The organism is Pseudotamlana agarivorans, from assembly GCF_001642835.1.
Classification (GTDB): Bacteria; Bacteroidota; Bacteroidia; order Flavobacteriales; family Flavobacteriaceae; genus Pseudotamlana; species Pseudotamlana agarivorans.
In genome coordinates this window covers 516,676-539,840 of record NZ_LXEI01000001.1, presented here as the reverse complement: position 1 = coordinate 539,840, position 23,165 = coordinate 516,676, and the positions used below count along the sequence as shown (strand labels likewise).

15 protein-coding genes and 1 tRNA gene are annotated in these 23,165 nt (G+C 35.4%); 8 read left to right on the top strand and 8 right to left on the bottom strand.

All coding sequences use genetic code 11. From position 1 onward, the window contains the following. Positions 1 to 185: 185 nt before the first annotated feature. From A6I66_RS02225 to A6I66_RS02215, 3 genes are all read left to right on the top strand, one after another. Positions 186 to 1,817 carry an ABC-F family ATP-binding cassette domain-containing protein gene (locus A6I66_RS02225; protein ID WP_067145098.1) on the top strand — a complete coding sequence of 544 codons (1,632 nt, stop codon included), beginning with the start codon at positions 186 to 188 and terminating at the stop codon, positions 1,815 to 1,817. A gap of 779 nt (positions 1,818 to 2,596) precedes the next feature. Continuing rightward, on the top strand, positions 2,597 to 3,568 hold the full coding sequence (locus tag A6I66_RS02220; RefSeq protein WP_169815700.1) for a lipase family protein: 972 nt from the start codon (positions 2,597 to 2,599) through the stop codon (positions 3,566 to 3,568). A 135-nt stretch (positions 3,569 to 3,703) separates the two neighbouring features. Continuing rightward, a complete protein-coding gene (locus A6I66_RS02215; RefSeq protein ID WP_067145093.1) occupies positions 3,704 to 5,662 on the top strand; it encodes a YgiQ family radical SAM protein in 1,959 nt (652 codons plus the stop codon). Between the two features lie 5 nt (positions 5,663 to 5,667). Here A6I66_RS02215 and A6I66_RS02210 read toward each other — a convergent pair whose 3' ends face one another. The 5 genes from A6I66_RS02210 to A6I66_RS02190 all read right to left on the bottom strand — a co-directional run bounded on the left by A6I66_RS02210 (position 5,668) and on the right by A6I66_RS02190 (position 13,731). Further along, positions 5,668 to 7,938, bottom strand: coding sequence for a DUF2357 domain-containing protein (locus tag A6I66_RS02210; RefSeq protein WP_084399406.1), 2,271 nt, complete (start codon positions 7,936 to 7,938; stop codon positions 5,668 to 5,670). A gap of 50 nt (positions 7,939 to 7,988) precedes the next feature. Further along, positions 7,989 to 9,887: an MrcB family domain-containing protein gene (locus A6I66_RS02205; RefSeq protein ID WP_067145088.1), complete on the bottom strand. Its 1,899-nt coding sequence runs from the start codon at positions 9,885 to 9,887 to the stop codon at positions 7,989 to 7,991. Between the two features lie 58 nt (positions 9,888 to 9,945). Then, positions 9,946 to 12,843: a DNA polymerase I gene (gene polA, locus A6I66_RS02200; RefSeq protein WP_067145087.1), complete on the bottom strand. Its 2,898-nt coding sequence runs from the start codon at positions 12,841 to 12,843 to the stop codon at positions 9,946 to 9,948. 240 nt (positions 12,844 to 13,083) lie between these two features. Next, positions 13,084 to 13,485 (bottom strand): PIN domain-containing protein, encoded by a 402-nt coding sequence (locus A6I66_RS02195; RefSeq protein WP_067145085.1) that lies wholly within the window; start codon positions 13,483 to 13,485, stop codon positions 13,084 to 13,086. 6 nt (positions 13,486 to 13,491) lie between these two features. Further along, positions 13,492 to 13,731, bottom strand: a complete 240-nt coding sequence (locus A6I66_RS02190; protein ID WP_067145083.1) for a hypothetical protein — start codon at positions 13,729 to 13,731, stop codon at positions 13,492 to 13,494. A gap of 175 nt (positions 13,732 to 13,906) precedes the next feature. On the opposite strand from A6I66_RS02190, the gene A6I66_RS02185 reads away from it, so the two are divergent. Beyond that, positions 13,907 to 15,142, top strand: coding sequence for a metallophosphoesterase (locus A6I66_RS02185; protein ID WP_067145081.1), 1,236 nt, complete (start codon positions 13,907 to 13,909; stop codon positions 15,140 to 15,142). A gap of 456 nt (positions 15,143 to 15,598) precedes the next feature. Continuing rightward, positions 15,599 to 15,895: a thioredoxin family protein gene (locus A6I66_RS02180; RefSeq protein WP_067145614.1), complete on the top strand. Its 297-nt coding sequence runs from the start codon at positions 15,599 to 15,601 to the stop codon at positions 15,893 to 15,895. Here A6I66_RS02180 and A6I66_RS02175 read toward each other — a convergent pair. Together A6I66_RS02175 and A6I66_RS02170 are read right to left on the bottom strand one after the other, a co-directional pair. Continuing rightward, complete coding sequence (locus A6I66_RS02175; RefSeq protein WP_067145078.1) at positions 15,892 to 16,554, bottom strand: polysaccharide deacetylase family protein; 663 nt, start codon at positions 16,552 to 16,554, stop codon at positions 15,892 to 15,894. The genes A6I66_RS02180 and A6I66_RS02175 overlap by 4 nt on opposite strands. Positions 16,555 to 16,571: 17 nt before the next feature. After that, positions 16,572 to 19,880 (bottom strand): DUF2723 domain-containing protein, encoded by a 3,309-nt coding sequence (locus tag A6I66_RS02170; protein ID WP_067145077.1) that lies wholly within the window; start codon positions 19,878 to 19,880, stop codon positions 16,572 to 16,574. Between the two features lie 152 nt (positions 19,881 to 20,032). Between A6I66_RS02170 and A6I66_RS02165 the strand changes: the two genes are divergently transcribed. Continuing rightward, positions 20,033 to 20,105, top strand: a tRNA-Gln gene (locus A6I66_RS02165). Positions 20,106 to 20,158: 53 nt separating this feature from the next. On the opposite strand, the gene A6I66_RS02160 is transcribed toward A6I66_RS02165, so the two are convergent. After that, on the bottom strand, positions 20,159 to 20,989 hold the full coding sequence (locus A6I66_RS02160; RefSeq protein ID WP_067145075.1) for a universal stress protein: 831 nt from the start codon (positions 20,987 to 20,989) through the stop codon (positions 20,159 to 20,161). Between the two features lie 406 nt (positions 20,990 to 21,395). Here A6I66_RS02160 and rimP point away from each other — a divergent pair, with 406 nt between their 5' ends. Further along, a complete protein-coding gene (rimP, locus tag A6I66_RS02150; protein WP_067145073.1) occupies positions 21,396 to 21,857 on the top strand; it encodes a ribosome assembly cofactor RimP in 462 nt (153 codons plus the stop codon). A gap of 12 nt (positions 21,858 to 21,869) precedes the next feature. Beyond that, entirely contained in the window at positions 21,870 to 23,102 is a 1,233-nt protein-coding gene (nusA, locus tag A6I66_RS02145; RefSeq protein ID WP_067145072.1) for a transcription termination factor NusA, read from the top strand. The last annotated feature ends 63 nt before the right edge of the window (positions 23,103 to 23,165 follow it).

The following is a 23,165-nucleotide window of genomic DNA, read 5'->3' as shown; positions in this document are numbered from 1 at the left end:
AAAAGAGTTTGCAAATTTACGATTATATATTTGATTACCAAATAGTGAGCTCACTTATTTTTAATTGCACTTATTAACTGATTTTGAATTCATTATAAGCCCTTTAAATTGAAAATCATTTTTAGTTAAATATTTGTTTTTCAAGACCATGCTTTTATTAGTTTTGCAGCTTTAAATTTTTGCATATGATTTCAGTAGATAATTTAGCCGTAGAGTTTAGCGGACATACCTTGTTCAGTGACGTGTCATTTACCATAAATGCCAACGATAAAATTGCATTAATGGGGAAGAACGGTGCAGGAAAATCTACCATGATGAAAATTATTGCAGGAGAACAAAGTCCGACAAGAGGTAACGTGCGTTTTCCTAAGGATGCTGTAATTGCTTATTTACCACAACATTTACTAACTGAAGATAATACCACCGTTTTCGATGAAGCTTCTAAAGCTTTTAGTCATGTGTTTGAAATGCGTCATGAAATGGAAGCATTAAACAAGCAACTAGAAACGCGTACAGATTACGAATCGGATGATTATATGAAAATCATAGAACGTGTTTCCGATCTTGGCGAGAAGTATTATGCTTTAGAAGATGTTAATTACGATGCTGAAGTTGAAAAAGCTTTAAAGGGACTTGGTTTCAAGCAAGAAGATTTTACAAGATTAACCAACGAATTTAGTGGCGGATGGCGTATGCGTATCGAGCTTGCTAAAATATTACTGCAAAAGCCTGATTTAATCCTTTTAGATGAGCCAACGAATCATATAGATATAGAGTCGGTCATTTGGTTGGAAGATTTTTTACTGAATAAAGCCAATGCCGTCGTGGTGATTTCACACGATAAAGCCTTTATTGATAATATTACCAATAGAACGATTGAAGTGACTATGGGACGTATTTACGATTACAAGGCTAATTACTCACATTATTTACAATTGCGTGAAGAGCGTAGAGCGCATCAAATAAAAGCTTACGAAGAGCAACAAAAATTTATTGCCGATAATATGGCTTTTATCGAACGCTTTAAAGGAACCTACTCTAAAACCAATCAGGTGAATTCGCGTGAGCGTATGCTTGAAAAGTTAGAGATTATTGAGGTAGATGATATCGATACCTCGGCCTTAAAATTACGCTTCCCTAAAACCCAGCGTTCTGGCGATTATCCTATTACTGTAAAAGAGGTGTCGAAATCTTACGGCGATCATGTGGTGTTTAAAAATGCCAGCATGTCTATTGCTAGAGGTGAAAAAGTGTGTTTTGTAGGTCGTAATGGTGAAGGAAAATCGACCATGATTAAAGCCATTTTAGGTGAAATTGAGGTTGAAGGTACTTGTGCTTTAGGGCATAATGTACAGGTGGGCTACTTTGCACAAAACCAAGCCGCCTTGTTAGATGAAGAACTTACCGTATTTCAAACCGTTGATGAAGTCGCGCAAGGCGATGTAAGAAAGCAAATAAAAAACATTTTAGGACGCTTTATGTTTAAAGGCGATGCTATCGATAAAAAAGTAGGGGTGCTTTCTGGTGGTGAAAAAACCAGATTAGCCATGGTGAAATTATTACTAGAGCCGGTAAACTTGCTGATTCTTGATGAGCCTACAAACCACTTAGACTTAAAATCGAAAGATGTTTTGAAAGAAGCCTTATTAGATTTTGATGGTACTTTGGTTTTGGTTTCTCACGATAGAGATTTTCTTCAAGGCTTATCTAAAAAGGTATTCGAATTTAAAGACCAACGCGTTATCGAGCATTTCGAAACGATTGACGATTTCTTAGTTAGAAACCGTATTGAGAGCTTGAAGGCGATAGATTTGTAATGGGTGTTTAATTGATTAACTGTTGATGCGTTTATTTGTTTAATCGATGTTCTGCCGTCACCCTGAACTCGTTTCAGGGTCTCATATTATAAGCCTTTAGTGAAAAATAGTCTTGAGAAAGATGCTGAATAGGAATATCCCATATTGATATTTTTTTCTTTTACATGAAAAGACCCTTCAGGTTTTTGAAACCTGAAGGGTCTGTGGAAATTCCGATATTTATAGTGTTTTTTTAACAGGCTTTTATTGTGATGATGTATATAGGATGAGATTCTGAGACTAGCTCAGAATGACGAAATCGATGTTCTGCCGTCACCCTGAACTTGAATCAGGGTCGCATAAAGCAATGCCTTTGATGAAATATATTTTGAGTAAAAGCGATAGATTTGTTGTTATTATGCTAGGAAGGAGCGGTTTTTTAAAACGCAGATTTACAGATTTACACTCATTCTATGGTATGGCATGTGTAAAAATCCGTAAACACGATGCTTAAATCCATATGTTCGGTGAAGCTCTAAGAAGTCCTTGTAGCTTCAAGTTAAAGCGTCACAATAATAAATGTAATACCATGTTATAGTACCATGAGAATTTTCATCGTTTTTATTTTTCTGCTGAATAGCCTCGGTGTCTCATCGCAAATGCCCCCTGGTTTTAATGAAGAGGAAGCTGTTACGGCAATTGCCTTTTGTAATAGTTTTAATTTTAAAGAACAGTTTCAGAGTAATGAAGCTATAATTCCCAAGGGTTTTCGGTTACGTCATACTTCAAACATATTGAGTATGGACAATAAATTTGAAGTTTATCAGAACGATTCCATTGGTATTATTAACTACCGCGGTTCTACGGCAAAATTAATTAGTTGGATTGAAAATTGTTATTCAGCTATGATTCCCGCAAGCGGAAGTATCCTCCTTAATGAACAATCCTTTGATTATAAATTTGCTGAAGATGCCTTGGCAGCAGTTCATGCTGGTTATGCCTTAACCGTGGTTATTATTTCTGAAGATTTAATAGAACAAATTAACGCACTCAACAAAGCAGGTATCCATCATATCATCATTACGGGTCATAGTCAAGGTGGCGCTTTGGCGACTTTAACACGTGCTTATCTCGAGAATTTGCCAGCAGGTATTTTGTCTGAACACAACCGTTATAAAACCTATGCCTTTGCGCAGCCCATGTCTGGAAACAAAGAGTTTGCTGAAGAATACGATACGAGATTTAGTCACCTTGGAACCAGTTATTCCATAGTTAACCCGAAAGACCCTGTGCCTTATATGCCATTCAATTATGAAGAAGAGCGATTGGTTACCAAAGAAAAGGTGGTCTCTTGGCTTTTGGGAACTAAAGAATTTAAACCTAAAAAGCTCGGTCAAGATGCTATGATTCGTTTATTTGAAGGTGGCTTAACCGGATATATTAATAACAGTAATGCTTTAATTAATAAGATTCTAGATTTTAAATTTGGAAGTATTACCATGCCAGAGTTTGTGGCTGATATTAATTATTACCCCACCGGTGATCGCAAGGAGTTGCCAAAATTTGATTACCCTAAAATTGAAGTCGATGTTACTGGTTTAACCGAAGCGGAGCTAGATGATTTGGTTCAAGATGAAAACGGAACATGGTATAAAAAGGAAACCAAGTTTTTTCAGCATAAGCCTTATAATTACTACGTTGGGGTTTTAAAAAAATGGCAATATTCTTCGTATGATGCCTTAGATCTTAAGTATTTGCCTGGCGATTTGTAGTTGGTATATTTTATAGATTTACGCGTCTATAAGTGTCTTTTCAATATAAAAACAAAGTGATTTTAGTTAAATATTTGGTAATCAAATCATTGTAGTTATGGTGTCGTGTAGTTTTTTGACTATTTTTGCAGCGCTATGCAAGAATTAAAACTTTCAGATTGGTTACCTACCACAAACAAGGAGGTGAAAATACGCGGCTGGGATGCCCTAGACGTGATATTATTTAGTGGCGATGCCTACGTGGATCATCCATCGTTCGGGCCTGCCGTTATTGGACGTATTTTGGAAAGTTACGGATTGCGTGTAGCCATTGTTCCGCAGCCTAATGTGAATGATAATCTTCAGGATTTTGAAAAGCTAGGAACGCCAAAATTATTTTTTGCGATTACCGGAGGCTGTATGGACCCGATGATTAGCAATTATAACGCGAATAAAAAGCGTCGTGATAAAGATGCATACACGCCAAATGGTGATATTGGTTTTAGACCCGATTACGCTACTTCGGTGTATTCGAAAATATTAAAAGACAAATTTCCAGATGTTCCTATTTTAATTGGTGGGATTGAAGCGTCTTTACGACGTGTTACCCACTACGATTATTGGAGCGATAAGCTGTTGCCTTCTATTTTAGAAACCTCGAAAGCCGATATGTTGGTTTACGGTATGGGCGAGCAGCCTTTACGTGAGGTGGTGCGTTTAATGCAAAAAGGAGTGCCTTTTAGTAGTATTAATACGGTGAAACAAACAGCCTTGTTGGTTGATGGTGATGATAAAATTCCGAAAAACAGTAATTGGGAGGATGTTGAAATCCAGTCGCACGAAACCTGTTTAAAGGATAAAAAAGCCTATGCTTCTAACTTTAAAACGATAGAGCAGGAGAGTAATAAATTGGCGGCACGTCGTATTTTTCAGAAGATAGGTGATAAAACCTTGATGATTAATCCGCCGTATCCAACCATGACCGAAGACGAGATTGATGCCTCGTTCGAGTTGCCGTACACGCGTTTACCGCACCCGAAATACAACAAACGCGGACCAATACCTGCCTTTGAAATGATTAAGTTCTCGATAAACATTCACCGTGGGTGTTTTGGAGGCTGTAGTTTCTGTACCATTTCGGCACACCAAGGGAAGTTTATTGCTTCTAGGAGTCAGGAGTCGGTGCTTCGTGAGGTGGATAAAGTAGCGAATATGCCAGATTTTAAAGGCTATTTGTCTGATATTGGTGGCCCAAGTGCCAACATGTATAAAATGCAAGGGAAAGTGCAGTCCATTTGCGATAAGTGTGTGGCGCCTTCCTGTATTTCGCCTGTAATTTGCAGCAATTTAGATACGTCGCATAAACCGTTAACCAAATTATACCAAGCGGTTGATAGTCACCCGAAAATTAAAAAATCCTTTATTGGTAGTGGTATTCGTCATGATATGTTGGTGCCGGAATTTAATAAAAATGCCGACCCTAAGGAATTAGACGATTACACTGAAGAGGTGATGACCAAGCATATTTCTGGACGTTTAAAGGTGGCGCCAGAACATACCAGCGATCCTGTTTTAAAACTGATGCGTAAGCCTTCGTTTAGTTATTTCCATAAGTTTAAGGAGCGTTTCGATAAGATAAACGTAAAGCATAAGCTGAAACTGCAGTTGATTCCGTATTTTATTTCGAATCACCCAGCTTGTGAAGCTGAAGATATGGCTAACCTAGCTGCGGAAACTAAAGATATGGGCTTCCAGTTAGAGCAAGTACAAGGTTTTACACCAACACCTATGACGGTGGCTACCGTAATTTATTATAGTGGTTACCACCCATACACGCTTAAAAAAGTAAAAACGCCTATTACCGCTAAAGAAAAAGAGGAACAACACCGTTTTTTCTTTTGGTATAAAGACGAAAATAAAGCCTGGATTAGAAAGACCTTAAACAAACTAGGGCGTCAGGATTTACTAAAAGTGTTACTTCCTGAAAAGAACGAAAAATGGCGTAAAAACAAACCTAAAGGCGATGCTAAACACACTTTTGATGATGCTGTTCCTTTTAATAAACGCAAGAATAAGGTGAAGTTTCAAGGGAAGAAGAATCGGAAGCGTAGGTAGGGTGGCTATTTATCAATAACTTTCATTAATTCTGTAAGTGTGGTGGTGAATGGAATACCCGCTGCTGTTCTTATGTTTTTCCCTTTGACGGTTTTTTTGTATTGCTCTAATTCTTTGAAATTCCATACAGTATCCCTAAATTCCACAAGTTTTTCTGTGTCTACTTCGAAATCGTAAACGAGATAATTGTCTTTCGTTAAGTTTAATAATCCAAGCTCCAATAGCCTTTGTTTAGAAAATACACGAATTCCATGTTTTAATTTGAATATGTGTGAAGCTTGAGAATTTCCACTTTCACGAAGTAGTAAAAATTTTGCGTTTACAACTTCATTAGTGAATCTAGGAGAACCACTTTCATCATCCATTCTAAAATTATAAAGACCATGCTCTTTATACCAATTTAATCTATTATTGTTTTTTGAAAACCCAACTAAAACATAAGTGTCATCTGGAATTAATTTTTCATCATTAAAATATTCAGGAATAGGTTCTAAGAGCTCATTAGGAGTGTCATTTTTACGAATGGTATAACTTTTATGAGCAATATTTTCACGCTGTGAAGCAGTGTTTAAAAAGTGTTTTAAAACTTCCTTAATAAAATTTTCTAGGTATATAGTTTCGTTAGTGTTCTCAGTAGGTTTGATTGGGAATGCACCTAACCCTGGTAATACTTCATGAAAACCTCGAATTGGTTTATTTGTTTCCCCAGGATATAAAACATAAGCACCACTTGTACGTCTAATGGCATCTTTGTAAGCGTGCATTTTTAGTAAATCTGCATTTTTATAAATGCCTTTAAGGTTTTGTTTTTTCTGTTTATTTAAAGAATCTTCTGATTGCTCTTCGCCTAGTATTTGATTGATATTTGCAATCTTGTATTTGGCATCAAAATGAATGTGAACAATTTGGTCGGTTGCTTCAGCTTCAGTTTCCTTAAGTTTTGTTGGCCAAATGGATAGTGTATAATCTGGTCTTAACGTTGTTGTCCAACTTCCAGTTTTGGAAATATCATGAGTGCCACCATTAAAACTTCTATTATAATTAAATCTGATATTTAAATGTCTATTTGCTTTGGTATAAGAGCCTCTCAAAGCCGTTACTTTTCCTTGTTTAAGTTGCAAACTTAATTTATCGTTTGAGGGAATAATTAACTGTTCTAATTCTTTTGGTTCAATTTCAAAAATGTTCTTTAAAACATCTAAAAGTTTAAAAAATAACCAATATTCATATAGTGTGGCAATGTCCTTCTTTCCACCACTATAAACGTCGTCTCCTCCATTCCATATTAACTTTGCAGCCAAATCAAATTTTAACCACACTTTTAAGACTTCACGATAACCTTCTTTTTTCTGAAGTGTAGGGCTATTTAATTTTAAAGTAGTTGGTCTGGATACTTCTTTAAATAAATCATGTTGAAGATGTGTCTCTAGTTTTTCTGAAACGATATCTGCTTCTTCTTGAAGCCTCGTACCTGCATTAGGATGATTTGCAATATCCATACAAAATTTCAAAAACGTTTCTAATGCATGTTTTATAAAGCGATTTTCGGAAGTATCTACGCTTTCAAATTTTCTATAAGATTGTATTTTTGTTGCTACCGATTTAATGCCTTTTTGATATAAAGGATGTGTGACTCTCAGTTTTAAACGATTATCAGAATTTATAAGCGACCTTAATTCTGAATTTTTAAAACGTTTTATTTTTCGCGCATCTGTAAGTTCAGTCTCTTCTGTCCAATTAGTTGTTGGACTTGTTACAATACGTTGTACTGCATCTTCAAAATCATTAGAATTAATTATAGAATTAATGAAAGCAAAGCGTTGGTATAATGTTTTATTATCTGCTTCGAAATCGGTTTCAAAAGAATGAGTTACCGGTGAGTTGGCTTGAATGATTAAATCGGTACATTTAGAAGTGATTTCGTTTAACATGTACTGATAATCTTTTCTGTAGCCTGTTTTTTTAGATTGTACCTCTAAATGTAAATCCCATTTTTTGTCAGGCTGTTCAGTATTTAAAATTTGTAATGTTAATGTGCCAACAAATATGTTTGGAGCAATTACACCAATGTATTCTTTTCTTTTTCTGTTTTTTACAATATTACTTTGGTCGCTACAAAAAAGGCGAAAGTGTTTTGCTATGTTTTCATTTTTGTGTGAGAATTCAAAATCATAAAAACAACCTTCTTTTAATTGATAAATAGGTTCGTGTTTATAAAAATTTGTGGTATCAACTTCTATGTCGCCTTTTTTTTGAGCATCGACACATAAGTACAAACCATCTTTTATATAAGATAAATTTCTATGGATTGTTTTCTTTCCATCTATTAAGCTTCGGCGTAGCTCGCAAAACCATTGTCTATGGCACCTTTATACATTCTAGTAATTTTTTCTAAGGATAAAGGATATATTACGTTTACATTTCCTTTAAAAACTACAGTTTCCTTATTGTTTAAAAAGTCTTTTGAAACATCTGTTCTTTCTGTAACGCAAAAGGACGCCAATACTTCTAAAATAGGGCATAACTTACGTCTAGAGCCATGCAATTTTGGTAATAGCTTTTGCATAATGGCAACGTCTATTTTAGTGGTTTCTTTTATGGAGCTGTCTAAAACCGTTAATTGGTTGTAAAGCCTGTGTATTTCCGTAGCAGTACGATAGCCAAACTCAGCTCCTGTTTTCTTTAATTCTTCAAAAAACCTGATTAAGTTGGTATTTAGTGGAGAGTCGGTGTCAATTGAAGGAAAATCTTTGTTAGAAGCCAGGTTTATAAAACTTTCTCCCATTACAGCACCTGAATAATTTAAGGTAGTAAAATCTATTTCTTTAGGGGTCTTTAAAAAATCAGCAATATCGTCTTTATCTACTCTAAACTCTATAACATTAGCCCTGTCTAAAACTTTAGGGCTAAACATATACGTGGTTTCATCTATATTAACAGTACCAATAATAAATAAGTTTTTTGGCCAACTATATTCTTTTTCTACTTTAATCCCATTATTTCCAATTAAAGAGGTTTCAGAACTATGAAGTTTAAACTTAGCCTTAGATTCCATAACACTTAAAAAGTCTGCAAAATAGCGTTCTACATGACTTAAGTTCATTTCATCTAAAATTAGAAAATAGGGTCTATTTGCGTTTTCTTCTTTATTAGCTTTTAAAAGTAATTTTAAAGCGCCATTTTCGGGTAATATATATTCTTCGTTATTCAGTGCATTTATATAACCTAGAAGAGGTTCCCTGTTAGTCCAATCTGCTCCAACTGGTACAATACAATATTGGGTATTATCTTCCGAAATCCATTGAGCAAATGCTTGGGCTAATTTAGTTTTTCCTGAACCAGATAAACCACTTAATAGTACAAATGGCTTTGTTGCTAATGATGCAATGTATCTAGTTATTAGTTCTGGTTTGTAATTTAAACCTGAAGATTTACAGGATTCTTCGAATAACTTTAAATCAAATTCCTCTGATTGTATACTTATTTCAATTTTAGATTCTTTAGTTTCTATTTGAGAATATTTTTCAATGATTTCGTCTAAATCATGATTTAGTTCTTTTTCGTCAGGTAAATTGTTTACTTCATAGACTTTGAAAATATGTGAATCACCATATCTATCTGGGGTTCCATAATTATTTTCTTTAAAATATTCGGATATACTTTTAGAATTATGAATATTCCATTCAATAATCGGTTTATTCGTTTCACTTCTACCATAGGCAAGAATTAACTTGTTTATGCTTTTGTAGAATAAATAAACAGGATAGATGCCATCGCTAGTCGTAAAAGGTTCTTTTAAAAATGAAATCCAGGGTATTTTTGCAGTATTTCCTTGACCAAAACTTACTTTTACCTTTGTGTTTTTGTAGAATTTTAGATAATGTTTCGTTTTTAAATTGTCAGTTTTAGCCTGTTCTAAAAATTGATGTACAATTTCAAAAGCTTTAGACGAATCAATATGATCTGGTTTTGTTACTATTTCAATGCCTAATCGCTTATATGCCGCAAAACAAGGAGTGTTTTTACCTCCAGAAAAATAATTCCCAACAGTCTTTCCCGTAGCGTAATAATTTGCAATTGCCATTATAGGTTTTGGTGGATATAAAACTCCATCGATTTTTACGTCATAAAATTTAGAAGTGCTAAATTCGTCAGGGAGACCTTTTTTATTTAGGTGATCGACTGCTTTATTTATATGTTCAAGACTTACTTCATCGAATAGCATATTCTTTACTTTTTTTAATTAATCATATTAAATTAATAACGAAAAATTGTATTCGCTTCTAATGCGCCTCCAACCAATCACGACCAGTACCCAATTCCACATCAAGCGGAACTTCTAAAGTATAAGCACTCTCCATCTCTGTTTTTACTAAAGCTTTTATGGTTTCCAGTTCTGGTTTATAAACATCAAACACCAATTCATCATGCACTTGTAGGAGCATTTTAGTTTTATAATTTCCAGCTTCCAGCTTATTATAGATGTTAATCATGGCGATTTTTATAATATCGGCGGCACTACCTTGTATGGGAGCGTTCACGGCATTACGTTCTGCTGCGCCTCGAACTACGGCATTTCTAGAGTTGATATCTTTTAAATAACGACGACGCCCTAAAAGGGTTTGCACATAGCCGTTATCGCGAGCAAAATCTACCTGTTCGCTAATGTAAGCGCGAAGCTTCGGGTAGGTTTCGTAATAGGTGTCTATAAGCTCTTTGGCTTCTCCACGAGATAAATCGGTTTGATTGCTTAGTCCGAATGCCGAAACGCCATAAATAATACCAAAATTAACCGTTTTAGCATGGCTACGCTGTTCGCGAGTTACTTCTTCTAAAGGCACATTAAAAACTTTAGAAGCGGTTGAAGCATGAATATCCTCACCATTTTTAAATGCCGAAATCATGGTTTCTTCCTTACTTAAAGCGGCGATAATACGCAGTTCTATTTGCGAGTAATCGGCAGCTAGTAAAATATAATCTTCGTTTCGCGGGATAAAAGCCTTTCTAACTTGTCGGCCACGTTCGGTACGAATTGGGATGTTTTGCAAATTTGGGTTGTTACTGCTCAAACGCCCTGTCGCAGCTACCGTTTGCATATAATCGGTGTGCACGCGTGCCGTAACTTCATCAATTTGATTTGGTAAAGCATCTACATAAGTGCTTTTTAATTTCGATAAACCTCTAAAGTCTAATATATCCTGAACAATAGGGTGCTCTTTGGCTAAATAACTTAAGATGTCTTCACCCGTTTTATACTGTCCCGTTTTGGTTTTTTTAGGCTTGTCTACCAGTTTCAGTTTTTCGAAAAGCACCACACCCAATTGTTTTGGTGATGCAATGTTAAAGGTCTCGCCAGCCGTTTCATAAATACGGGTTTCTAGGGTAGCGATGTCACTATTAAGTTGCTCCGAAAGGCTGTTTAAAAAGGCCTTATCTAAATTAATGCCTTCCAATTCCATAGCTGCCAATACGCGAAGTAGCGGAATTTCAATATCATCAAATAAGGTTTGGGTATTTGCCTCGCCCAATTCATTTTTAAAATGTTCTTTAAGCTGTAGCGTAATATCGGCATCTTCAACGGCGTATTCGGTTAGTTTTTCCAAATCGACGTCGCGCATCGACAACTGATTTTTTCCTTTCCCGCCTGCCGAGCGGGCAGGCTTCCCAATTAAAGCTTCAATAGAAACTGGCGTGTAATTCAAATAGGTTTCGGCTAAAACATCCATATTATGACGCATATCGGCATTAATTAAATAATGCGCGAGCATGGTATCAAACAATTTGCCTTTTACCGAAATGTTGTATTTGGCTAAAACTTTAATGTCGTATTTTAAATTCTGACCCACTTTTTCGATGGCTTCATTTTCAAAAAACGGACGCAATTGTTCTATCAATTCTTGAGCCTCATCTCTGTTTTCCGGAAACGGTAAGTAAAAGCCTTTGCCCACTTCCCATGAAAATGCAATGCCTACCAATTCGGCCGATAACGGATTTAACCCTGTGGTTTCGGTATCAAAACACACACTGGTTTGGTTCAATAAATTTTTAATAAACAATTTGGTGGCCATGCCCGAAGCGACACTTTGGTAAAAATGTGGGGTGTTTACTATGTTTTTGCGCTCAAAAGTGTTTGTTGTTGTCGCTTCCGCGCCTGCCTGGTCGGCAGACAGGGAAGAAGGATCTGCTCCAAACAAAGAGAATTGTCCTGCTCCAGCAGCCTTTACTTCTTTAGGCGTTTCTTTGGTTTCTGCTACTTCTGAAGCTTTAGTTGTTTCGGTTGATGTTCCCGAAACCCCTTGAACAGCAAAAGTCTTGGTGAAATTATCAATTAAGCGTCTAAATTCTAATTCTTGGAAAATCTCGGTCACTTTTGGAATATCAGGTTCCGACATTTCAAAGTCTTCCGCATTAAATTCCACAGGAACGTCCAGCATAATAGTGGCGAGTTTCTTAGAAAGCAAGCCCAATTCACCGTTAGCCTCAACTTTTTCTTTCATCTTCCCTTTAAGCTGATCGGTATTGGCAAGCAAACCTTCCATGCTTCCAAACTGAGCAATAAATTTTTTGGCTGTTTTTTCGCCAACACCTGGAAGTCCAGGAATATTATCACTGGCATCACCCATCATACCGAGGAAATCGATCACCTGCATAGGATCTTCCACTTCAAACTTGGCTTTCACCTCAGGAATGCCCCAAGTTTCGTAACCGCCACCAAAAACAGGGCGGTACATAAAAATATTTTCGGTTACTAACTGGGCAAAATCTTTATCGGGAGTTACCATGTAGGTTTTGTAACCTTCTTTTTCCGCTTGACGGGAAAGGGTTCCAATCACATCATCGGCTTCATAACCGTTCTTAACCATGATAGGAATGTGCATGGCTTTTAAAATCTCGTAAATGTATGGCACAGCTGTTTTTATGCCTTCGGGTGTTTCATCACGATTGGCTTTGTAAGCCTCGAACATTTCAACACGATCGGCGCTGCCGCCTTTATCAAAACAAACGGCTAAATGATCTGGGCGTTCACGCTTTATTACATCTAATAAAGAGTTCATAAACCCCATAATAGCCGAGGTGTCTTCACCCTTAGAATTGATTCTTGGATTCTTTATAAAAGCATAATAACCACGGAAAATTAATGCATAAGCATCGACTAAAAAAAGACGTTTTTGATCGGACATTGTATTTGTTTTGATAGAAAGTCAAAACTACGAAAACTTAGGCTTAATTTGAGAAATATAATACCTTGCTTTGCTAAGGTTGGGGTTTTTTATGGCTTTGTAATGGATAAAATCTAAATTCTTTTTTTGATAGGATAGAGATGCTTATTTAAATATAAATCAAGTTTTTCAATGAATTTGGATTTCCAAAAGTAGTTGATAAAAGAAAATGTCTATTGGGATTGTTGACGGTAATACTTTTTATCTTTTAAACCAATTTTCAATTTTTAGATTGTTTAAATATTTAAAGTCTTTTATGTTGTCGGTTACTAAAGTCAGATTGTTTTCGATGGCTGATATTCCAATCATTAAATCAAATTCATCGTGCATAGGCGTTCCGTTTTTCCTTAGACGAACTTTTTCTTCAGCATATTTGTCTACAATTCCATAAATTGGAATAATTGATAGCCCTTTAATAAATTTACTAACAGCATTGTGTGATTTTTTTGGGTTTTCGCTGTTTTCAGCACCGTATTTAAGTTCGAAAACAGTTAATTCTGAAATAAAACAGTTTTTAGTTCCTTTTTCTCTTATTATCGAGTCAAGGTTTAATTTTCCTCGAAGAAAAAATACGCAAATATTGGTGTCTAACAAATACTGCATATCTCGTTATAATTTCAAATCTTCTCTGTTAAATTTCCTGCTATCTTTGATTTCTTTAGTGATTTGTTCAGCAGATTTTTCAGAACCGAAAGCTCCAAAAGATTTAAAGAAATCTGTATCGCTACTTTTTCTTTCTCTTTTTAAAGATTTAGCAAGTTTTTCAAGCAATTCAATTTTACTAATTGAGTTTAATCCCTCAAAAAGATTAGAATAAGTTTCAATTATATATTTTTCAGCTACTGTCATTATTTGCTATTTTTATCAAATATAGTGATTTTCGTTTGTTCGTATTTTCATCAATTAAAAAAATGAACAACAGAATCATTCAAATAAAACATGTTAATTCTTAACGATTCGTTAAATAAAAAAACCTTCGTTAACTATTCCCTTATAATACGACTATCTTTAGCAAAAATTTAAAATGATACGTTGGATTATTTTTATTGTTATTTTTTTAGTGGCCGATTATTATGCTTTTCAGGCGTTTAGAACCGTTACAAAAAATAATATACTTCTTGCTTTATATTGGGTGATTACCCTTTTTGTACTTGGTAACTTCGTTTTTCAGTTTTATGGTTTTAATCGTAGCGATGGGTTTTCACATACTCATGGTTATGCAGTTGGGTTTTTAATAGCCGTGGCTGTACCGCTTATTTTGGTAGTTGGTGTGATGCTTCTCGAAGATGTTTTTCGAGTACCTCAAGCCATTTACAGATATTTTACAGAAGGACAAAGTGACAATAGACAGTATATGTCTTCGCGTCGCCAATTTATAAGTAAAATAGCCTTGGGCCTTGCTGCCATTCCTTTTGCGTCTATTATTTATGGGATATATAAAGGACGATACAATTACAAAGTTTTAAAATACACCATGTATTTTGAAGACCTTCCAGAGGCTTTCGATGGTTATAAGCTCACCCAACTAAGTGATATTCATTCGGGAAGTTTTGATGATATGGAAAAGGTGGAATATGCAGTCGATTTAATTAATGAACAGGATAGTGATGTGATTCTCTTCACAGGCGATATGGTGAATAATAAAGCCGAAGAACTCATACCCTATAAATCTGTTTTCGGACGACTAAAAGCGAAAGACGGCTTGTATTCTGTTTTAGGAAATCATGATTATGGTGATTATGTGAAATGGGATTCTGCTGAAGCACAAAAGAAAAACTTAGACGACTTAAAGGCTATTCAAAAGGAAATGGGCTTTAATATGCTGCTGAATGAAACCAAGTTTTTAGAGAAAAATGGTGAACGTATTGCCCTGGTGGGTGTTGAAAACTGGGGAATTGGTGGTTTTAAGCAGGCTGGCGATTTAAAAAAGGCTTCCCAATTTGTTGATGCCGACGATTTTAAAATATTAATGAGTCATGACCCTACGCATTGGGAAAAACAAGTGATTGATGACGATTACCACTACCACTTAACCTTAAGCGGACATACCCATGGGATGCAGTTTGGTATTGAAATTCCGGGCTGGTTTAAATGGAGTCCTGTAAAATGGCGTTACAAATATTGGGCGGGTATCTACAAAGAGAAAGACCAATTTATTAACGTGAATCGCGGATTTGGATATCTGGCATTTCCAGGACGTGTGGGCATTTGGCCTGAAATAACGGTTATTGAACTAAAAAAGGGTCAGGCCGAAGCATAATTCCCTGTAATTGAGTTTAACTGAATTTGTTAAGGATTTATCTGATTTATTGTTCTAAGAATTATTTGTGATGAAACGTGATTTTATGGCCTATCGAAAATTTATCGTGAAATTTGAAGTGAAAACACCGTGAAATTTCAGGCTGTTTGAGCTAAACGAATTTTATAATTTAGTTCTAATTTTTATTGCGAGTTCCTGAAATTTAGGTGTCGAACAAAAAATTTAGATAAAGGTTCGTAAGCCTAGATTTTTTTGGTTCGTTTTTTTATCAATGAAAAAAATGAACTATGTTATACATAAGTTAGAAGTAATGATTCCATATAAAAGTTGCAATTGACTAGAAATTGCGTATTTTTATACTAATGCACTTATAATTAATAGTCCGTATTCAGGTGGTATTTAAACGACATGCAAACGGAACTTTTAAAAGTGTGTTTCAAAAATAAACTACATAGTATGTCAAAATTTGGGGACCTTATAGATGTGAATATTCCGGTATTATTAGATTTTTATACCGAATGGCATTCGCAATCAGAATCCATGAATCTCACACTTAGAGATGTGGCTGCTGCTTTAGGAGATAAAGCGAAAGTCATTAAAATTGATATTGAAAAAAACAAAGCGCTTGCCGATGCTTTGCGTATAAAGGCTTTGCCTACGCTTATAATTTACAAAGATGGCGAAATGAAATGGCGTTATAGTGGCGAGCAAGACGCTAACACCCTTATTGGTATTATTCAAGATTATATTTAGAAGTTCAAAGCTTTAAATGAAAAGCCTTGCTTTGTGTAATACTCTAAAACTTTAGGTAGCGCATATTGCATGTTTTTTGCGGCTTTTACACTGTCGTGAAACACAATAATACTACCAGGTACGGCATTTGAAAGTACGTGGTCGAGACACTTTTCTTCGCTTATTTCGCGATCCCAATCAAACGATATAATATCCCACATGATGATTTTATAACCTAAGGCGATTAGTTTTTTGCCTTGTGAATTTTTAATTCTGCCGTATGGTGGGCGAAATAGTTTTTGGGATTGAGGTTTTAGATGCTGATCTTGATCTAGTATGTCGTTGATGAGGTTTTGGTTTCTCGAAACATCTTCAAGATAAGGTTCTGTTTTGGTTTTCCAGCCCTTAAGGTGATGATAGGTATGGTTTCCTATGGCATGGCCGTCTTTTAAAATAGCTTTAAAAATATCGGGGTGTTTCTCTATATTATTTCCAATACAGAAAAATGTAGCTTGAGCTTGATATTCGGCCAATTTTTTTAAAGTCCAATCGGTAACCTCTGGTGTGGGACCATCGTCAAAAGTGAGGTAGATGGTTTTATCGTTGGTAGGGATGTCCCAAATGTACTTTGGGAACATCTTTTTCACTACCAACGGAACTTTTACAGGAATTAAGGGCATACCACCTTAATTTAAAATTATTTCAGACTGTCTATAATCTGTAATCCTTCAACCGCTTCAGGCGGTGTTACGGGTTCTACAGCATCTTCAGGTTCATCTTCACCATAAAAATGCTTAAAGGATCGTAAGTGGTTGTTAAAAATATCACCTTCACTTTCAGCGAATTTGATATCATACTGAATTAAAACATCAATCAAGCCTTTGTAGCGCTGGATATCGGTATAAATATCTTCAAACAAGCGCTCTTGGTTTTCAATTTTTAATCCGCTATAATAACTTAGGTTTTCTTGGTATTTTTTAGCGACATCTTTAAATAATTTACGAGCTTTTTCTTGATTACCAACTTCGTAATACAAGCTAATGTAAGGTTCTAAAAGCGTGTAGTAACCAAAGTACTCTACAGGCATATTCTTCATGGCGATGTCTGCAATTTCTTCAGCCTTATCCAATTTGCCTTCATTAATTAATTGTTCCCCTAAACGAGCTAGGTTACCACGATAAGTAATGGAGTTTTTTCTGGTTTCTACATCATGGTAAATGTCTGGGCTTCCACTGTTACCCCAATACCATTTCTTTACCTTTTCATACATTAAATCGCTATCTACACGTCCCATGTCAAATGGGTTATTTTTATCAATAGGCGTTTTAATAGGAACTAATTTATAGCATAAACCATCTAGTTGTAAATAGTCTTTCATCCAAAGGTAATCGTCGTCGCCAAAACTTCCGCCGGTAAAATAAATAGGGCGTTCCCAGTGGTTGTTAGCTACAATATCTAACATAAGAAGTCTGTTTTTGAAAAGCGCGCCACCAGATACCGTGATATCTATATACGGAACAATTTTATCGGCATCCTTTTCTTTCACAATACCAGATTTTAGAACATTCTCTTTGTTAACAGGAATGCGTAGATGAGGCGTTGGTAAGTAGGTAGCATTGGCATCCTGACTTCTTACTTTCGATATATCTACACCTTGTTGTTGTAATACGTATTTGTATTTCGTTTTAGGGTTGTTGCTTCCAACAAAATCTAAAAACTGTTTAACTTGCAAGGTGTCTTTAATTACGGGTTGAATGATAATATAGTCATTAGTACCAAAACGGTATAAATCGTGTGTAAGTTGAGAAGGAATTGGGTCACTCTCGTAAGCCTTACGCTTCATTTGGTCGATATACCAATCGGTTTGGAATAAACTGGTGTTTACAACACGTACATCTGTTCTATAGCCTTCAATTTCTTGAGCGTACCAAAGGGCAAAGGTATCGTTATCACCAATGGTAAATAATATGGCGTTTTCGGCACAGGAGTCTAAATACATTTTAGCCATAGAATTGGCTGTATATTTTCCTGAACGGTCATGGTCATCCCAGTTGCTAGCTATTAAATTTAAAGGCACCAATATCAAACAAAGGGCCGATACCACAGGTGCTGCTATAATTTTAGGAATATAGTTTTTAATAAAATCATAAGCCGCATATACCCCAAAACCTATCCAGAGTGCAAATACATAAAATGATCCTACTACCGAATAGTCACGTTCTCTTGGTTCAAACGGACGTACATTGGTGTATACCTGGATGGCTAAACCTGTAAATAGGAAGAATACTAGGGTTACCCAAAATATTTTTTTGTCTCTATTAAAAAGAAAGAAAAAACCTAAAAGCCCTAATAAAAGCGGTAAGAAGTAATAGGTGTTTCTTGCTTTATTGTTTTTTACATCACTAGGCAGATTCTCTTGAGGAAGACCAAGGTGCCACTCGTCTATAAAGTTTATACCTGAAATCCAATTACCATGGTTATCATAACGTCCTTGAATATCATCTTGTCTTCCTGTGAAATTCCACATAAAATAACGCCAGTACATATAGCCTAATTGGTATTCAAATAGATAGGAGATATTACTGAAAAGCGATGGTTTTTCGATGTCGATATAGTCTTTAAATCGTTTTAGGAAATTATGGTAATCTTCGTAATCGACATTACCTCTAGCTACATCTTTTTGGAAATTAGCTACCGAAGCTCGAAGCTCGTTTTCCATTTGATATTCTGGCTTTAATTTGAATTTCAAATACCCAGTAAACATCATATAGTTCTCTGCATGCTCGGAGCTCCACATACGCGGCAAAATAGAGGCGTGTTTAGAGTTATAATTTTGTTTGGCATTTTTGTAGTCGTTTACGATAACATATTTACCAGCTTCCTCGTCCTTTTCGTAATTCGGTTTGTCGTCTACATATGGGTTATTTTCATCCAAATAAGCGTATTGATCGGTGAATTGCGGACCATAAAACAAATGGGTTTCTGGGTATTGCTCTAAGTTATAATATGCTAAAAGTTCTCTCGCACTATTGGGGTTGTTTTCGTTTACAACCACATTCGCATTGGCGCGAATAGGTAGCATAATCCATGTAGCAAAACCTATAATAACAAAAGTTACACACAGAATGGCCGTATTTAAATGCACATAGCTTTTGTTTCGCGTGTATCTTAATGCATAATAAATAAGCGCTACTAAGGAAATACCAGCAATAATGGATCCCGAATTGAACGGTAATCCTACTGTGTTCACAAAGAAGATTTCAAAAACACTAAATATTTTTAGAATGTTCGGTGCAAGTAATTTAAATACAAAAAGCAGGATACCAACCGCAACGGCATTAGCAATAATGAAGTTTTTAACGGTTATGGTTTTGTAATTTTTAAAATAATAGATTAAGCCAATAGCAGGAATGGTTAAAAGACCCATAAAGTGAACCCCAAAAGAAAGTCCGATTATAAAGGCAATCAAAATGAGCCAGCGGTTACCTCTTGGTTTGTCCATGTCTTGTTCCCAGCGTAAGCCTAGCCAGAACAGTACCGACATAATTAAGGTTGCCATGGCGTATACCTCGGTTTCAACGGCATTAAACCAAAACGAATCTGTAAATGCAAAGGCTAAACTGCCTACAAAACCACTTCCTAAAATAGCGATAGCTTTACTTTGGGTCATGTTATCATCCTGCACTACCATTTTTTTTAAGAGTAGGGTAATGGTCCAAAACATGAATAAAATAGTGAAGGCACTGGCCACAGCACTCATCATATTCATCATAAAACCAACTTGAGAAGGTTCTAGTGCGAACATGGAGAAAAAGGCACCAAGCATTTGAAATAAAGGGGCTCCAGGTGGGTGTCCTACTTCTAGTTTTGCTGAGGTTAAAATGTATTCGCCAGCATCCCAAAAGCTTACTGTAGGTTCAACGGTTAAACTGTATGTTGTAAGTGCTATTAAAAAAGAAAACCAACCTAAAATGGTATTCCATTTTTTATAGTCAAAATTTGCCATGTATATCGTTATTTTTTTTGCAATGCGAATTTAAGAATAAATATGGTATAGCGGGTGATTTTATATTAAGCTTAAGTTTTTTGAAATATTTTTTTGTAAAAATGTTTGTAGAACTAAAACTTTGTTTTAAATTTGCAGCCTCATTACACGAATGGCCTATGGTGTAACTGGCAACACGTTGGTTTTTGGTACCAAAGAGTCTAGGTTCGAGCCCTAGTGGGCCAACAAAAAAGTCTTCCTTATTTAGGAAGACTTTTTTTATTTGTAGTGTTTTGTAATTAAACCTTAAAAGTAATCACGGGACGCATGGCATGATTTACTAAATCTTCACTAATGCTGCCGTTAAAAAAGTGCGAGATGCCTTTTCGGCCTCTGGTGCTCATGCTTATTAAATCGGCGTTTATGCTGTAGCTGTAATTAATAATACCTTTTTCAATCGTGTTGTCGTTGTAAATCGTTATCGTGAAGTCTTCAGCGTTTATATTTTTTACAAACTTTGTAATGCGTTCAGTTGCTGTTTTTGTAGTGATAAATTGATTTGGTGTATTTACTAAGAGTAAATGTATTTTAGCTTGCCATAGTTTAGCAAAATCTATAGTTTTTTGTAAGGCAGGTATGCTTTCTTCAGCAAAATCTGATGCAAATACAATATTATTGATGCTAAAATCGGTGTGCGGTCTTTTAATCACCAAAACAGGAATCTCAGAATTTCTAACCACTTTTTCGGTGTTACTTCCTATTAAAATTTCTTCAATACCACTAGAACCATTCGAACCCATAATGATAAGGTCGATGTTGTTTTTTTTGCATTGCCTAGAAATACCGCTGTAAATTTCAGTAAATTCTATGCTATCAATCACACGAATGTCTTTTAGGTAATCGCGTTTAAGCAAATCATTAAATTTTTGTTTTGCCAGTTTCATAAAGAATAACGCCTCAGGTCCTGAAGAGAAATTCATGGTGTTTACAGGGTCAATTTGCTGTAATGGTAAATCTAAAATATGGAGAATATGAATTTCACAGTTGTGCTTCTTAGCCAGTTGAGCGGCAACTTTTAGGGCATTTTCTGCTTGTGGTGAAAAATCGGTGGGGACTAGAATTTTGTTCATGATTTTAGTTTTTATTTTAAAGTCAAATTCAAATTATATGATTAGCTCTAAATTAAGAAATATTCTACTAAAAGTTAGTTTTTGTGGGGGCTTTAACGTTTTGTTTGGTTGCTTTTATTCATATGCACTAGGTGTGATTTTTTTGATTAAAGAAGTGTTTTTGATATCTGCGGACAAACCGTTCAATTCTTCGTAACTAAGTTAGCTTTAAGTGAGGTGCATCTAACTGAAGAGGTGGGTATTATGAAAACCAAAAATTCTGGTGTTAAGCGTTTTGTAAAGCTTTAAGTTTAGACTTATTTTAGCATGATGCTTTAAAAATCAATAAAATATTGTATATTTGCGCCGTTGAAAGGCGAATTTAAAGATATGAGGGGACGAAAAGTCCCCTCTTTTTATACTAAAAATGTTTAAAAATAAAGTTACAGAATTATTAGATGCAGCCCTGGTTGAAAGACCAGACTTGTTTCTTATTGATTTTTCTATAAATAATGAAAATCACATTAAGGTGATTATCGATGGTGATTCAGGTGTGTTAGTTGAAGACTGCATGTTCATTAGTCGCGCTATCGAGCACAATTTAGATCGTGAGGAAGAGGATTTTTCTCTGGAAGTGATGTCGGCAGGAGCAGCATCACCATTAGTTCACAATCGTCAGTACAAGAAAAATTTAAACAGAACCCTTAAGGTAAGAACAAAAACCGAAGAGATTGAAGGGACACTTGTTGAAGCAACCGATAATGAAGTTGTGTTAGAGTGGAAAGTTCGTGAGCCAAAACCTGTAGGTAAAGGCAAGGTTACTGTAAAAAAGGAAGGGCGTATTCCTTATGAAGATATTGTAGAAGCAAAAGTTATGATTAAATTTTAATTAAAAAGAGTTATGGAAAATATCGCGTTAATTGAATCTTTTTCGGAATTCAAAGACGATAAGCTAATTGATAGGGTAACCTTAATGGCAATCTTAGAAGATGTGTTTAGAAGCGCCTTGAAAAAGAAATTTGGTGATGATGATAATTTTGATATTATTGTAAACCCAGATAAAGGTGATTTAGAGATATGGAGAAATAGAGTTGTTGTTGCCGATGGTGAAGTAGAAGAGCCTAATCAAGAAATCTCTTTAACTGAAGCGCGTAAAATTGAGCCAGATTTTGAAGTTGGTGAAGATGTTTCTGAAGAAGTGAAACTTATCGATTTAGGTAGACGTGCTATTTTAGCGTTACGTCAGAATCTAATTTCTAAAATTCATGAGCACGATAACACTATAATTTATAAGCAATTTAAAGATTTAGTAGGAGAAATTTATACTGCAGAAGTACATCACATTCGTCATAGAGCCGTTATTTTATTAGACGACGAGGGGAATGAAATTGTATTACCAAAAGATAAACAAATACCTTCAGATTTCTTCAGAAAAGGAGATAACGTAAGAGGTGTTATTGATGGTGTAGAGCTTAAAGGCGCAAAACCTACCATCATCATGTCAAGAAGTTCACCTGTATTCTTAGAGAAATTATTCGAACAAGAAATTCCTGAGGTTTTTGACGGATTAATTACCATTAAAAATGTAGTTAGAATTCCTGGAGAAAAAGCAAAAGTTGCTGTAGATTCTTATGATGATAGAATCGATCCTGTAGGTGCTTGTGTAGGTATGAAGGGATCTAGAATTCACGGTATTGTTCGTGAATTAGGAAATGAAAATATCGATGTGATTAATTACACAAGTAATTTACCACTATTTATAACTAGAGCATTAAGCCCAGCACGTGTAACATCAATTAAAATTGATGAAGAAACGAAACGCGCTGAGGTTATTTTAAAACCTGAAGAAGTAAGTAAAGCGATTGGTCGTGGTGGTCACAACATTCGTTTAGCTGGTCAATTAACAGGTTTTGAAATTGATGTATTTAGAGAAGGAGCGGAAGAAGATGTTGAATTAAGCGAATTCTCAGATGAAATCGAAGGATGGATTATTGAGGAGTTTAGTAAAGCAGGTTTAGATACCGCTAAAAGTATTCTTGAGCAAGACATTAATGACTTGGTGAAAAGAACAGACTTAGAAGAAGAAACTATAAGTGAAGTGATCCGTATTCTAAGAGAAGAATTCGAAGATTAAAAAAATTAAGTGCAGATTTGCACGTTTGTTATGCCTTAACGGGTATAATGCATATATTTGAGT

Bases quoted from the DNA above. Each gene is read 5' to 3' on its own strand.
- A6I66_RS02225 (WP_067145098.1), top strand. From the start codon at position 186: ATGATTTCAGTAGATAATTTAGCCGTAGAGTTTAGCGGACATACCTTG.
- A6I66_RS02220 (WP_169815700.1), top strand. From the start codon at position 2,597: ATGGACAATAAATTTGAAGTTTATCAGAACGATTCCATTGGTATTATT.
- A6I66_RS02215 (WP_067145093.1), top strand. From the start codon at position 3,704: ATGCAAGAATTAAAACTTTCAGATTGGTTACCTACCACAAACAAGGAG.
- A6I66_RS02205 (WP_067145088.1), bottom strand. From the start codon at position 9,887: ATGCTATTCGATGAAGTAAGTCTTGAACATATAAATAAAGCAGTCGAT.
- polA (WP_067145087.1), bottom strand. From the start codon at position 12,843: ATGTCCGATCAAAAACGTCTTTTTTTAGTCGATGCTTATGCATTAATT.
- A6I66_RS02195 (WP_067145085.1), bottom strand. From the start codon at position 13,485: ATGCAGTATTTGTTAGACACCAATATTTGCGTATTTTTTCTTCGAGGA.
- A6I66_RS02190 (WP_067145083.1), bottom strand. From the start codon at position 13,731: ATGACAGTAGCTGAAAAATATATAATTGAAACTTATTCTAATCTTTTT.
- A6I66_RS02185 (WP_067145081.1), top strand. From the start codon at position 13,907: ATGATACGTTGGATTATTTTTATTGTTATTTTTTTAGTGGCCGATTAT.
- A6I66_RS02180 (WP_067145614.1), top strand. From the start codon at position 15,599: ATGTCAAAATTTGGGGACCTTATAGATGTGAATATTCCGGTATTATTA.
- A6I66_RS02175 (WP_067145078.1), bottom strand. From the start codon at position 16,554: ATGCCCTTAATTCCTGTAAAAGTTCCGTTGGTAGTGAAAAAGATGTTC.
- A6I66_RS02170 (WP_067145077.1), bottom strand. From the start codon at position 19,880: ATGGCAAATTTTGACTATAAAAAATGGAATACCATTTTAGGTTGGTTT.
- A6I66_RS02160 (WP_067145075.1), bottom strand. From the start codon at position 20,989: ATGAACAAAATTCTAGTCCCCACCGATTTTTCACCACAAGCAGAAAAT.
- rimP (WP_067145073.1), top strand. From the start codon at position 21,396: ATGTTTAAAAATAAAGTTACAGAATTATTAGATGCAGCCCTGGTTGAA.
- nusA (WP_067145072.1), top strand. From the start codon at position 21,870: ATGGAAAATATCGCGTTAATTGAATCTTTTTCGGAATTCAAAGACGAT.